The 15,734-nt window shown below is 59.6% G+C and carries 1 protein-coding gene; it reads right to left on the bottom strand.

The genetic code is table 11. The features are described 5' to 3' along the window. On the bottom strand, positions 1 to 15,045 hold the full coding sequence (locus AC0KWY_RS01185; protein ID WP_474027832.1) for an endonuclease toxin domain-containing protein: 15,045 nt from the start codon (positions 15,043 to 15,045) through the stop codon (positions 1 to 3). Positions 15,046 to 15,734: the final 689 nt, after the last annotated feature.

The raw sequence follows: 15,734 nt of genomic DNA, 5'->3' as shown, positions 1-15,734 counted from the left end.
TTACCTCACTCGAGTAACTATCACTTGTACGTTCTTGGATTGCCCGTACTGAACTGCTTTCTGAATTTGCTGCCATTGGGCTGCAGTCGTTGCTTGCGGTACTGCAACTTGCAATTGCCGTCCAGCGATGTCATTAGCTGACAAGCTCACATCCTTCAGCGTGTATTCCTTAAACCTAAATGCAGCATCAATATTTGCCTTCAATGAAGTATAAATCTGCTCAGGCCTTGCCAGCTTTGCCGCTGTTGTGGTGTCCAGCGTTTTCGCGCTCGTAGCTATGCCTGATACATCATCAAAGAAATCAAAAGTTTTGAAATTTGCCGGCAATCGTGACTCGGCTGGCAGTTGCTTAGCCAAGTAATTTTCCCAAGGCATGCCTTGCCCTTGAATACCGCCTCCCCAACGAATTCCGGCATCAACTCCCCCCTCGAAGGTCAAGCCTTTAATGAGCCCACCTGTTGTTGCTGTGGAGGTGATGCCGAACAACAATCCGCCACGAGCTTCCGCCCCGGCGGGGCTATCGGACATTATCGTCCGATAATTACTTCGCAGTGATTCTATACCGCTCCCAACGGTTCCGAGCGGGTCATTCCAGACCGACGAAGCTAAAGAAGACAATGTGTCAGGCATATTTGAGACGCCAGACACAATATTATCAGCCGAATATAGGTAAGACCGCGTGAATCCGACGGCAACCCTGGCTGTATTGCTAGTCCCAAGGAAATCACTCATGCCATTGAGCAGCCGCTGTCGCAAGGTCGGCTCTGGCGATGCACTCATGGAGGCGTAGTTGCGTCCGTAATTCGACAGATTCCCCACTCCCGTGACTCCGTCCCCGGCCAAGATCGGCGAGAAATCTCGCGAACTATCCTCAGCATTGGTCAACGTTTGTATCATGGCATCCAAAAAGTCGTCAGTGCTTGACGATACTGGCGACAGCCGTGGAGTGCCATTGGCGGTAAGACTACGGTCAGGCGAGATATAGGAAATCAGATCATTCCCACCCCTTAAATTGACCTGGATACCGTCCCCGGTGCGAAGGGTTATCCCGTTACCCCCGCCTCCTGTTGGCGCCGATGCCTCTACGGCCGAGTTCCCACGTGCATTACCAACCGTGCCCAAGTCATATTGGGTGTCTTCCAAGGCCATCTGGGCGTTAGGCTGCTGACTACCCGAACCACCACTACTCAGATAGTCACGGGTCACATTGGAAAGCGCATCTGCGGCAAAGGCGTTCCCAATCAAATTCCCAAACGCATCCGACCGCATAAAGCTGCTCACGGTATCCGCAGCGATCGACGACCACGACATCGGCACGCCGCCGATGGCCTTGTTGGCGACGGCTGAGGTCAGCGCCCCCACGCCTGCGTGGGCCAGAGCGCCCTGCGGTGTTCGGAGGTCGAAGTCCTTGCCCAGCCAGGCGGCAACCGGTGCTGAGACGGCACTGGCCGCCACGCTGCTCCAGTTGAACTCCGCCTGTTGCCCGGTGACAATATTGATGCCTTGCGTGACGACATTGCGGGCGGCCGCATTGATTGCCGCATTTACCGGAGCGATCTCAGTTAGTTTCCAGCCAGCCCCCATCCCGGCCATCGCTGCACTGGAAAGCGCGCCGGCCGCCACCGCCCCCCAACTGAACTTATCCTGTACCCCGAGGGCCATGCCTGTCAGTTGGCTGGCAATCGAGCCCACCGCCCCGCCGATCAAGGCGGCTCCAATACTTGCAGTCCCAACGCCACCAATGCCTAGTGCGCCGAGCCCCACACTCCAAACGCTCGCCGTAATGCTCCCTGCCGGTGCCATGGCGATAACTGCCGCGCCCGCTGTCAACACCGTTGCCACCACCGCCACAATCGCGATGATGACCGCCGCCCCGCCGCACCCGCCGTCCTTGGAGGGCGGCGGCGGGGGCGTTGGCACCGTCGGCGTGGTGTCGCCGACGATGGCGCCCGGGTTGTAGGGCTTGAAGGTCTGGTAGTCGTTGTGGACGTTGCTGATCCGGTTGGGGATGGTGATCGTCTTGCCGACGTAGCTGGCGAGGTTGGACGAGGTCAGCCCGTTGGCGTCGGCGATCAGGTACCAGAGCTTGGCGTCGCCGTAGACGGCCAGCGCGATGCCCTGCAGGGTGTCGCCGGCGTTGACCAGGTAGTTGGTTGGCGAGTTGGCTGGGTAGCTTTCGGTGACCGGCGTGTAGTTGTAGTCGAAATCGGCGGCGGTGCCGCCGGAGGCGCCAACCGGGGCGCCGTTGGCGTAGAAGTAGTATTCGCTGGCGTTGGCCTCGGTTTTCTTGAGGATCTGGCCGCCGGTGTTGACGACGAAATCGCGGGTGGTGTTGGTGCCCAGGCGGTCGACGACGCGCACGAGGTTGCCGTTGACGTCGTAGCTGTTGGTCGTGTCGCCGGTGCTGGTCGTCGTCCCGTTCGGGTAGTAGACGGCCATCGTCCCGTTGATCTTGTCTTCCCGGGCGCTGTCGAATTTCTTGTAGGTCTTGCTGTAGCTGTACTTGTATTTGGTGCCGGTCAGCCCTTCGACGGTGTAGTACGTGACGTTGCCGTAGCTGTCGTAGGAATTGGCGTAGTCGTGGCGGACGCGGGCGATCAGGGTGTTGGCGGCGTCGTAGTTGAGCTGGCTGGTGACCCAGCCGTTGGCGTTGTAGGCCGTGACGCGCCGGTCGCTGATGGTGCCCGGACTGGAGAAGTTGGTGTACTGGGTGACCCGTCCGTTCTTGTCGTAGTTGCGCGACGAGGTGAGCTGACCGCCGCGGTGGGTGTTGGTCAGGCGATTGTCGTCGTCGTAGGTGTAGGTTTCGGTGATCTGCTTGCTGTCTTCGTAGAAGACGGCGGTACGGCGGTTGCCGGCGGCATCGTAGGCGAGCGAGGTGCCCTGGGCGGCAAGCGAATCGGACTCGGCGCGGATTTCGATCTTGCCGGTGGTGGCGTTGCGCACGCCCTGCGAGAGCACGATGCGGTTCATGCCGTCGTAGAGATACCAGTAGTCCGCCGTCTTGGCGGCGCCCGCGGGATCGTAGTAGTTGGAGACGGCATGACGGCGGTTGCCGACGGCGTCGTAGCTGTAGCTCATCGCATAGCGGGTGTCCTTGACGCTGGCGATGCGCCCGAGTTCGTCGTAGGCGATGCGGGTGTCCTGGGCGGTGGCGGTGGCGCCACCGCTGGTGGCACGGTAGCGCTCCCGGGTGCGACGGCCGGCGGCGTCGTATTCGTAGTATGTCTGGCTGGCATTGGCCCAGTCGTCGATTTTCCGGATCAGGCCGTTGTCGTAGTAGGTGTAGACGAGGTGCTGGCCACGGTTGTTGCTCTGGCTGACAAGATTGCCGCTGTAGTCGTAGCTGTAGTCGTAGTCGGCCCCGCCGAGGTCGACATGGTCGATCAGGCGGCCGAAGTAGTCGTAGCGCCAGGTGGCGAATTCGCTCGTACCTCCCTGAATTTCGGTGATCTTGCGGTTCTGCAGGTCGTAGAAGGCGCTGCTCGTCTGGCCGAGCGGCTGCCGAGTCTGGACGAGATTGCCGCGGGTGTCGTAGTCGTAGGTGGTGCTGTTGCCGAGCGCGTCGGTGACCTTGATCTGCCGGCCGGCCTCGTCGTAGGCGTAGCTGGTGTCCTCGGAGAGCGGCGTGCGGACGCGGGTCAGGCGGTCGGCGCGATCGTAGCTATAGCTGGTCTGCTTGCCGTTGGCGTCGATGCTGGCGGTCTTGCGTCCGAAGGCGTCGTAGATCGTCCTGGCCACCCCGCCGTCGGCATGTATCTCGCTGACGGCCTGCCCGGCTTCGTCGTAGCGGATGCCGTTGATCTTGCCGTTGGCGTCGGTGGTGGCGATCAGGCCGCCGCGCGCGTCGTAGGCGTAGCTTGTCGTCGGCCGGTCGTTGGCAACGCCGTCGCTGCGCTGGTTGACGCCGCTTTCGTTCCAGATATCGGTCTCCGGCTTGATTTCGGAGATCATCTGGTTGGCATGGTTGTAGCGGAAATTGGTGATGCGCCCGGCCGCTGCCGGATCGGACAGCGAGAGGACATTGCCCCAGCGATCGACAGTACGATTGACGACGGGGTCCAGCTTGACCAGTTGCGGCGCCGGCGTGCCGACGATGCTTTGGCCGCCGCGCAGAACCGTGAAGGCACCAGAAATCAGCCCCTGGGCAGTGCCGCCCAGCGCAGTCAGATTGAGTAACTGGCCGGCGCTGTCCTTGACGGTCAGCCGGTATTCGTAGTCGCCATTGGCGATGTCGTCGTAGGAGAGGCCGAACCATCCCGTGCCCAACTTGCTGAACGCGGATGCCGGCTTGCTCACGTAAGGACCGTCCTCGCCCTTCGCCCGGTATTCCAGCGAGACGCTCGCCGCTGCAGCCGGCAAAGCGGTGATTTCCAGGCGGGAGCTGTTGGTGTCGGCAGCACTGTTGATCAGGGTGACCCAGGCGCCGTCGATGTACTTTTGTACCTGGACGCTGGTGATGCTCGCAGCCCCAAGAAACAGGGTAACACCATGCGCAGCCTCCGCTGCGCTCAGGTTCTGGGTCAGTGTACCTGTCTGGTTATAGAAGACTGGATAACTAACAATAACCCGAGCAGCGCCATTTCCCCAAACACTCAGGTCATCCCATGAAAGCACGACTTTTCGCGCTGACGTCGCACCAGCATAGCCGCCCTCGCTACCCGTCGTGATCCCGGTCACCACACTTTCGAGCGGTCCGATATCCAGGGTGAGCGCCTTCTCGCCGATCTGCACCCGGCCGGAGACGGCACCGCCCTCCTTGACGAAACTTCCCCCCGCGAGGGATGCCGTGCCTACCGGCTTGTAACTGTAATTCCCGGCTTGCACGTCGGTGATATCGGCGACAAAAACATCCCCAGCAAGCGCTTTCAGCTTGCCGTTTGCCAAACTGCAGGTTGCCACCAATGCGTTATTCGCATCGCGCACCTCCACCGCGCTCAAGCCTGCCGTCTTGCCGCGCAATACCAGTTGCGCCGGTTTGGCGACATCGCTCGCGCCATCGATCACGGTGACCCATGCTCCGTTGATGAACTTCTGGACCTGGACGCTGCTGACCGCGGAGATACCGGTACCAAACGTCAGCGTCATCCCGTGCGCCGCCTCGGCGGCACTCAGGTTTTGCGTCAGGGTCGCCGATTTTGTGGTCAGGAAATATTTGTAGGTGTAGTTCACCACGACCCGGGCATTGCCATTCCCCCAGGCCCCGAGATCGCTCCAGGCAAACGCGACTTTCTGGGTCGCGGCCGCACTCTGGTAGCCCCCCTCGGTACCCGTCGTAATACTGCTCACCACCGTCTCGATCGGGCCGATGTCCAGATAGGGCGTGACGACTTCGCCGACGACATTGCTGCTGTTCGTGCTTGCCCCGCGAGCCACCGCGATCACGCCGCTTCCTTCGGCATAGGCTTTGCTCTCGCCTGGCCGGGTATAGCTCAGCACATACTCGTAACGATCCGCCGGCAAGGCGCTCAGATCGACCCAGCAGCGATCACCCAGCGTGTTGATCGTTGCCGCGCTCCAGGCTCCAGTGCTGCCTTGTGCGCGATAACGCAAAGCCACTTGTGTTCCCTCGACCGCCGGCCGCTCCCAGGCCAGGATGCTGTCGCGCGCCATATCCGCAGCGCTGTCGACTACGGTGACCCAGGTACCGTTGATGAACTTCTGCAACTGGACGCTGTTGATGGCGGTGGTGGTGGCACCGAGCGTCACGCTTACCCCGTGTGCTGCTTCCTGCGCTGATAGTTCCTGAGTCAGCGAAGCCGTCTTGGTCGTGTTTAGAAAGTATTGATAGGTGTAGTTAACAATGACCCGGGTCGCACCCGATCCCCAGACGCCAAGATCGCTCCACGACAACTCCGCCCGCTTGACCGCCGTCGCCCCTTCGTACCCGCCTTCACTCCCCGTCTTGACCTCGCTCACCACGCTTTCGAGGGCACCGATATCCAGGTATTGGGCGCCAACCACCAGCGGAGCAATGATGGCATCGGGACTCTGATCGACGGTCAATGACGGCAAGGCTTGCTTGACCGGTCGCCCCAGCACGTCATAAACCGTATTGGTGCGCACAACGTTCTGGCTCAGTGCGGCAAGCGCGGACGGACTCTTGTAGGCAGCCGCCGAAAGATCGATGGTCGCACTCCGGATGGTTGCGGTTGCCAACCCCTGCAAATCGGAGAGAAATGCCGTGGTCACGCCTTTGTCGCTGTTGCTGCGCAGCACCCGCCCGGCATTGTCGTAGTCGACCAATTCCGAGTACACGCCGTTCAGACCCTTGGCGACAATTTCCCCGAACGCGTTGTACTTCACTTCGCTCGTCGCCAGCGTCTTCGTATCGACAACCTCGGACGTCGCCCGCTGCAGGCCGGAAGCGTCATAGGCGTAGAGGGTGATGGCGTTCCGTGTCGCACCACTGCTGTCGGTCAGCGCCTGCCAGCGCTTGGCCACCCGACCATAGGCATCGTAGGAAAAGTACACGGCGGCGCCCTCGGCATCTACCGATTGCACGAGGTGCCCATGCAGATTGTAAACGTTGTAGGCATGCCGGTCGTTCGCGGCATCCTGCCCGGCAATCGTGTAACCGTCAGCGCTGGCCTGGGCGGCCCCCTTGATATAGGAAGCCTGGTGTATGACATTGCCAAAAACGTCGTTTTCGAAGCGGGTCAACGGCGTGACGATGCTGACGCTACCGGCGGTAACCGAAGGCAGGGCCTGGCCACCGCGCAGGACGCTGAAAGTCCCGGAGACCTGACCTTGGGCGTTACCGCCCAGGGCGGTCAGACTGAGCGGATTGCCGGCACTATCTTTCACCGTCAGCCGGTATTCGTATTCGCCGTTGGCGATGTCATCGTAGGAAAGGGCGAACCACCCCGTCCCTAGTTTGCTGACAACGGCTTCCGGCTTGGCGACGTACGGACCGCTCTCACCCTTTGGCCGGTATTCCAGTTGCACACTGGCTGCCGCAACCGGCAACCCGGCGATTTCGAGGCGATTGGCATTCGTGTCGGCCGCGCTGTCAATCAGCGTTACCCAGGCACCATTGATGTACTTTTGAACTTGGACGCTGTTGATTCCGGTCACATTGCTGCCCAAGGTCAACGCAGTGCCGTGTGCGGCTTCCGCTGCCGACAGGGTTTGAGTGAGCGAGGCAGTTTTGCTGGAGAGGAACGAGGGATAGGCATAATTCACCACCACCCGGACATCACCACTCCCCCAACTGCTCAGATCGCTCCACGCCAGTTCCAGACGGCGCGCCGACGTCGAACTGGCGTATCCCCCTTCGCTGCCGCTCGTCACACCGGTCACCACACTTTCGAGCGGCCCGATATCCAGTGAAAGCGTTTTCTCACCGACTTGAACACGGCTTGCGGCACCTGCGTCACGCACGAAACTGCCGGCCACGAGCGAAACCGTACCGACCGGTTTGTAGCTGTAAGTACCAGCCGCCAGCGCACTGACATCGACCACATAAATGCCCGCGGCGAATGCCTTCAGCTTACCGTTCGCCAGGCTGTAGGTTCCAACCAGCGTATTGCTTGCATCGCGTATCTCGACCGCGCTCAAGCCTGCCGTCTTGCCGCGCAACACCAGTTGCGCCGGTCTGGTGGCATCGCTCGCACCGTCGATCACGGTCACCCAGCTGCCGCCGATCAATTTCTGCAGTTTGACGCTGGTGATGGCGGTCGTGCTGGCCCCCAAAGAAACCGTAATACCGTGAGCCGCTTCCGCTGCCGTCAGGTTCTGGGTCAGCGAGGCTGTCTTGGGTCCGGTAATGTAGGAGTAGGTGTAATCCACCACGACCCGGGCTGCTTCGTTGCCCCAGGCCCCCAGATCGCTCCATGCCAGTTCCACCTTGCGACTGGCGGTCGCTCCCTCGTAACCCGACTCACTCGCCGTAATGGTGTTTACCACGCTCTCCAGCGGGCCGATGTCCAGATAAGGCGAGACGACCTCGGCAACGACATTGCTGCTGTTCGTGCTTGCCCCGCGCGCCACCGCGATCACGCCGCTGCCCTCGGCGTAGGCTTTGCTCTCACCTGGCCGGGTATAGCTCAGCACATACTCGTAACGATCGGCCGGCAAGGCGCTCAGATCGACCCAGCAGCGGTCGCCCAGCGTATTGACCGTCGCCGTGCTCCACGCCCCGGTGCTGCCCTGCGCCCGGTAGCGCAGGACCACTTGCGTCCCCTCGACCGCCGGCCGTTCCCAGACCATGATGCTGTCGCGCGCCGTATCCGCCGTGCTGTCGATCACGCTGACCCAGCTACCGTTGATGAATTTCTGCAACTGGACGCTATTGACGCTTGCTACGCCAACGGCAAGAAGACCGCTAGTCGAACCTCCAAAAACCACCGTGGTTCCATGCGCAGCTTCGGCTTGACTGAGGTTTTGCGTAAGGCTGGTTTTAACTCCAAAGCTACTCGTATAACTAACGACAACCCGTGCGCTTCCCGAGCCCCAGACACTCAGATCACTCCACGACAGATCCATTCTGCGGCTCGTCGTCGAGCTTTCATACCCGCCCTCACTTCCGGTCTTTATTCCGGTTACCACACTTTCGAGCGGACCGATATCCAGGTACTGCGGCGCCACCGTGATCGGCGGCAGGGCTGCGACGGCGCCGCCACTGGTGGTACGGCCCGGTTCGGCAACGGCAAGCGTCCGCCCGAGGGCGTCGTAGTAGGTCCGGGTCGTGGCTCCCGTAGCGTCGGTGCTACTGGTCAAGCGACCGACCGCGTCGTATCCATAACGCGTAATGAGGTCGCCGTACAGATTGTTCGCCGCGGCGCCGCTCGTGGGAGCCGCGTACTGGACGCCCACTTTTGTTTCCGTCGTCTTACGACCGAGAGCATCGTAGGCATAGCGGGTGATGCGGTCGAATCCGATTTCGCTTTCTGCTGTTGCGGGTGCGGCAGGTTTCACCGTTGCCGGCGTCGTCGCAACCGGCGTACCCCGCTGGCTTGTGCTCCAGCTACCGGCCGTCAGCGCCTTGGCATACTCGACCTGCTCGACCAGATTGCCGGCGGTATCGTACTTGTAGCTTGTCAGGTAACCAAGGGCATCGATTTCTGCCGTCTTGTTTCCTCGCGCATCAAAATAGTAGTAGGTGTCGATCCAGGTCGCGGTGAGCGGATTCTTGAGGCTCGACTGGCGGATGGCCTGCCCGAATGCGTCATACGTCGTGCGCGTCGTGGGACTGGCCGTGAAATACTGCTTTCCGGAAGCGGCACTCGAGTCGTGGCTGTATACGGCCGGCTGGCGGGTCTCGACGAGACGACCGAGCACGTCGTAGATCGACGTCAGGGTGCGATCCTCTGCACTTGTGACGATCAATCCTTTGACCTCGGCCTCGGTAAACGCTTGCGGATGACTACCGAAACTGAGTGCCTGGGCATGACGCGTCGTCGTCAAACGGTTGCCGAGGGCATCGTAGGTATAAGCGGTCAGATAACGCGCGGTGTCAATTTCGTAGACTACCCGCCCGGCATCGTCGTAGACCTTGTAGCTGTAGGCGCCCCCGGCGTCACAATTGACCGTGGCCCTGCCCAGAGCATCGTAGACGGTCTGCGTCTTGAGCACGCGCGTACTCTCCGTGCGCGATACGCTGCCTTCGCCAATCCCGTTGGTCAATGGCGTATCCAGAGCGGCGTCATAAACAGCGACCGCCGGATGCGTGACAGAAGTCTGGCGACCTGCTGCGTCGTAGCCATAGGTGGTGGTACGCTGCTCCGCCGCCCCATAGGCTTCGCTGCGGGTCAATACATTGCCTACGCCATCGTAGGTATAGCGGGTCCGTATCGATTCGCTCTTGGTCACCGCCTGCGCCTTGCCAGCAACCCATTGCAGACGGGTTACCGGCACAGGCGGGCTGTACTCATCGCTCAAACGCCCTGCGGCATCGTAAACATAACGCCAGGTATCGCCGTTGGCGTTCGTGAAACTAATCTTGCGCCCTGCTGCATCGTAAGCGTAGGACTCAGTTGTGCCAATGGCATCAATAACCCTGACCAGCTTGCCTGCGGCATCGTACGCATAGGCGGTGCTGCGATCCTGCGAACTGACAAGGATGTAGGCACCACTGGCGGGAGCCGAGGAGACAATCGCCGGTGCGCTCCCAGCGGCCAAGCTTCCCCGCAGCGTGCTGGCGTAGGCAATGCGCTTGATCACCCGCCCGGCAACGTCGTATTGCTGTTCGGTAACACCCCCCGTGGCGTCGATGCTGAAGCGCTCGCGGCCATCCTTGTCGTAAACGTGGCGGGTAACTCGATCCTGGGCGGTATCGCTGGTAACAAGGGCAGCAATGGCAGCAGTCGTCGGCGCGTTTGCCAGCCCGCTGAGCGAGATGACTTTGGCGTAGGCAGTAGTCTGCAACAAGCGGCCGGCCGCATCGTAATCCGCCTTGCTTACCGCACCGAGCGCATCCACCGTATAGACAAGGCGATTGTCGGCATCGAAGCTGTAGCGAGTCAGCCGCTGGGCGGCGGTCCCCGCAGCCTCGACTCGGGTCACGAGGTTGTCGTTCTTGTCGTAGGCGTAAGTAGTGACGAGGTTGAGTCCGCCGGAATCCAGCGTCGTCGAAATACGCCGGTTGAGGCTGTCGTAGGCATGGAGCGTCGTCCGTACCTCCGGGGTACCCACGCCTTCGATCAGGCGAACCGTGTTGCCAGCCAAATCATAGACGTATTGCGTGCGCAGATTCAGCCCGGCGGGGTCGACCGCCACTTCTATGGCACGACCGGCAAGGTCGTAGCTGGTCCGCGTGATCGTGCCCGTGGCATCCTTGACATCGACGGCACGCCCCAGCGCGTCATAGGTATAGGTGCTGGCGAGCGCAAGCCCGTCGGGATCGACAGTGCGGGTCAGCAATCTGCCGGCGGCATCGTAGCTGTAGGCCACGACCCGGCCTGTGCCATCGGTCGTCCGCAAACGCTGGCCCATGGCATCGTAGGTATTGCTTTCGACGGTGGTTTCGAGATTCGCCGCCTTGTCCCAACGCGTCGTTGCCGTCAGATGCCCATCAGGGTCGTAAGCATAGCGAGTCTCGTTGCCGAGCCCGTCGACGATGACCACGGTCTGGCCGTAGCGGTCCGTAACGCTGCGGGTCGTAACACCTTCCGGACTGCTGACGGACAATGTGGTCCTGCCGTTAGCCGAATCTATCGCATAGGTGTAGGTCGTCGTCTGATTGAGCGCATCGGTCTGCGTCAGTACGCGACCGAAGGCATCGTATGCAGCCTTGCTGGTCAGGTTGAGGCTACCGGACGCCCCAACACTCTGGATCACTCGCCCCAACTTGTCGTAGGTGGTCTTCGCAACGATACCGTTGCCGTCCGTCGTGCTGACAACACGCCCAAAAGCGTCATAGGTTGTGTACTCGACTACAGCAGTGGCGGCCGGATTGGAGGTCCAGACAACGTCCTTGCGATATTGCGTGACCAGACCGCGCCGGTCGAAAACGAACTCGGCCTGGCGAGAACGCGCCCCGTCAACGGTGGTGCGATAAGCGTATCGTTCGCCAAATGCATTGATGAAATCGTAGCTGACGGCGCTTTCAGAGGCATTGAGCTTGGTGATCGTCCGGTAACGCTCTCCCGTCAGGTGATAGGCGTAGTCTGAACGGGCGTCTTTGGAACTATCGGCGACGATTACCCCCGCCGCCTTGACCGCAGCATCGGCACCGCCGGTCAATCCTGCCAGCTTGCCGGCTGCGATACGGTTGGCATAGGCGATTTCGGTCGCCACCTGCCCCAGCGCGTTATAGACACGCGCATTGACCTCACCTACCCATTCGGCGGAATTCGCGGGATTTCGCACCCGCATCACCGTATAGGTCAAGCGATTGGCCGTGTCGTAAAAGAATAAGGTCGTGTTTCCGTTGGCATCGACACTTCGTGTTCGCCGACCCGCTGCATCATAGCTATGGGTCACACCATAAGCGACCCAGATTGCTTCAATCTGCGCGCTGCTTGGACTGGCGCCAAGCGCCGCAAGCGCTTTTGCTCCGACTGCGGAAAGGGCTTGAATCAGACGTCCTTGCTTGTCGTAGCGATAGGCAAGTGTACGGCTGTCTGCCGCACCGGCGGCGCTAACTGTACTGAGCAGATTTCCGACGCTGTCGTAGGCGTAACGTGTCAGCGTTCCATCAACCGAAGTTTCGGTCTCGACCTGATTGAAAGCGGTCCAAGTTCTCTGAACTGCCTGATCCTGGGCGCTCGTCAGTACATAACCGCCACTCGGTACGCTGCCGGGAACGATCCCGGTGACGCTGGGTAGAACGCTGGAAACTGCTGTACCAACCAAACGATTGGCATAACGAGTGGTTCTGGTGAGATTGCCGGCACGATCATACTGGTAAGCCGTGTAATAGCCCTCGCCATCTAGCTCACCCACTAGCTGTCCCAAGCCGTTGAACCAAGCATAGCTAGCGATATTCTGTGCTGGTATGGTATTCGCGCTCGAGAGCAGTTTGACTAGCGTACCGGCAGCTCTGTCTGCAACGGCAGTTGGGGCCGCATAGCGCAGCGTCTGTACCTGCCGCCCGCTCGCATCGTACCGATATTCGGTGAGATAACCTTCACCATCCAGCGTACCGACCAGATTTCCGTCAGCATCGTAAAAGTAACGCGTAATGCGGTCGGCGCTGGTATAGCGCTGCAGGCCGATTTGCGTCCCAGCAGGAGCCGTATCGAGAAGCAAGATGTCTTCGGGGCGGGCTTCGCGCCCAAGTCCATCAAGCCCGGCTGCATTGTTCATTGCCAGTGCATAGGTGGCCGAACTGAGAATTCGGCCTGCCCCATCATATCGGGTCTCGGTCACGATACTCCGTGCATCGATGACAAAACGCAAACGACCAGCAGCGTCGTAAATCCTCCGCTCGACTTGGTCACTTGCACTTTCCGCAGGACGCAAGCTGTTCAATTTAACATCGGGGATACGCCCTTGAGCATCTGGCGCGAACAGAGTCGTGAGATTGGCCGTGACCGCAGTGGCATAGGTCCGACTCTTGATTACACTGCCACTCGCATTGTAGAAGTACTCCGTCAGGGAACCCGTTGCATTGACGGTCGCAGCAACCCGATCAGCATCATCGTAAATGGTGTAGGTCTTGTTGCCATTGGGATCGACCACGACCCGCAAACGACCGGCAGCATCGTACTGATAGAGTTGAGTGGAAAGGATGCTCGCCCCATCCTGTTCAATCTGGCTCGCTAGCAACCCGCGCCCGTCATACGTTGAAATCCGCTTCAAACCATTGGCAAGGGTGAATTCAATCCGGTTCAGCGCATCGTTGAAGACCGTGCTACTACGCCGCGTATCGTTACCGGCTGCATCTCTGGAGGTGACGCTGATGGTTCGTCCAAGACCATCATGGGCATAGGCGGTAAGGTAATCGTTCGCAACCCCCGTCGTCGCAACCCCACGCGGGTCGATCTGTTGCAGCAGACGTCCGGCGCTGTCATACACATAGCGCGTCGTGGCTTCATTTCCGTCAGCCACGCCAAGACCGGCAGCATCCGTCCTCGAATAACGCGTCACCGAGGTGATCTGCCCGCGTGCGTCGTATGCGCTATCGGTACGCTGTACCTTCGTTTTGTCCTGTGCCGCCACCCAGGCAACGAGATTGGTTTCGGTCGGGGAAGTAGTACTAACTGCGAAGGTGTTCGCCGAGTAAACCAAGACGGAAACAGTTTGACCGGAAGCGTTATATCGATACTCGCTGATTCGCCCTTCCGGACTTACCGTAAAACGCAGATGCTGCTTGGCGTCACGCACGTAATGAGTGACCTGAGCCCCCCCGGCCTGAGCCGTGCCACTACCGTCGGGATCGGGAACCGCATAAACCGTCTTCTTGATAAGCTGATTAGCGGTGTTATAGCTGTATTCGACAACATTGCCGGCAGCATCCTGCTGACGAATCAAATTCCCGTTGGCGTCATAAGACGAGACCGTCTTGCCACCCCGGCTATCGGTGAGTTGGGTCAGGTCGCCGTTGGCATTGTAAGCATAGCGAATATCCTGAGCACTACCCGTCGGACCTTGCAGGCGAGTCAGATTGCCCGCCACATCATAAGTCAGCGTGCTAACCCGGCCCAACGGATCCGTAACCGTCGTATTTCCCGAGCCATAAGCAAAGGAGCTTACCTGCCCGGCACCGTCGACAACCGTCTTGACCCTTCCATTCGCATCATAGGTAAAGCTGACCCGAGTGCCATCGCTGTTGACGATGGAGGCGATACGCTTGCTGCTGCCGTCATAGGTGTAGCTGGTGGTATAAACCTTACCATCGCTAATACTCCCATCAGCGGGGGTCAAATCGGTCACGACGCTGGCAAGCCGCCCTGCGCTGTCATAGGTATAACGGATACGGGTGGTCGTAACGCTCCCGGAAGTCAGCACCTGAATGTTTTGCAGACGCTTGGCGCTGTCATAGGTGAGTTTGGTGACCTCGCCATTAGCATCAGTAATTTGTGTAATGAGGCCGTTGGCGTCATAGGCGTAAGAAAGAGCGTTTGCATCAAGATCGACCAAACCAGTGATGCGCCATTCTCCAGCGGTCGGGCTTGCAGCGTATGTCTCCTTGATCTGGCTATCGCCGTCCGTCCACGTCCAAAGCTTGCTGGTGCTGTTGTAGACAAGCGTGTCGTAGGTTCCGGAGCCTTCCTTGTTGATGTAACTCCCTAAAGCCGCGTCATAGGAGTAGGTCAGTCGCGCTCCGTCGGCAGCAGTACGGACAACAGTACTGCCTGCCGTATTCAATGTTCCCGTAAGGTTTCCGATTTTCCGGTACAGCGACAGTTGCCAGGAATCGTTGTTGTCGAAGTCGAAAGTGGCGTTGCTGTTGTAGGTGCGAACCACACCAATATCAGGCCCTCTGCCGACGAGAAGTTCATCTTCGTGCTGAACGACAAGCGCTCCGGTGGTAGCGTTCACATAGACCGCCTCCCCCCCTCTCCCCGTCGAGGCTTCTCCCAGTCTTCCGGCCTCGCCCAATACCGCCGCCGACCCGCTTGCCAGTCCAAGCCCTGCTCCCGTCACCACCGCTACCATGCCGCTCTCTCCATCCAACACCGTCAACACGGGAAGTACCCCATTTGACTAATACATCCGCATCATTCGCGAGATGTTTAGCGAGGAGCGACATAAGAAATTGATTCAAGTATCAAATACGCGCGGACCTATCTCGGGGAGAAGAAACGAGATCAAGCAGAGAACTGGCGCGGTTCCCAAGCGAGACAACTGGAGAAAAAACACACCCCGGTCGAATTAGATTTGTCCGCAATCCGGCAACCAGCATCAAATTAAGTTGGCATTGAGGCCGTTGGCTAGGCAATGCTGGACAACGTGGCACCAAACTCACAGCAGACTTCCACCGCCTCCCCCTTCTTTTCGACCAGGCATCAAGGCGAGAGGAAACAAAACCGGCGATCTGTGGTAGATTTCTCGTAGATGCAGCGTAACGGCTGGGTACAAACAAGGTACAAGCTGAAGGCCACAGTTGCGACGCAAGTGAATGAATTTAAACGGAATAACGCCTCGACTGAAGAGCCCCCGTCCACTCCGCCAATTTATTCCCAAGTGACTGATTGCATTGATCGATCGGGCAACTTGGCGAGAAAAGGGTACAAAGGCAGGGTACAAAGCACAGTGAAATAGACTGTCGACACCGCCCCAAGCCCCACCCCGTGAAACAAACGAGCGAGCGTCCCCTTGCTCCGCCCTCCGTCCCGAGACAGCTA

This window comes from Azonexus sp. MM2026_4, assembly GCF_055901855.1.
Note: the sequence above shows the minus strand (reverse complement) of the source record. Positions and strands in the feature narration are given on the sequence as shown.

Bases quoted from the DNA above. Each gene is read 5' to 3' on its own strand.
- AC0KWY_RS01185 (WP_474027832.1), bottom strand. From the start codon at position 15,045: ATGGTAGCGGTGGTGACGGGAGCAGGGCTTGGACTGGCAAGCGGGTCG.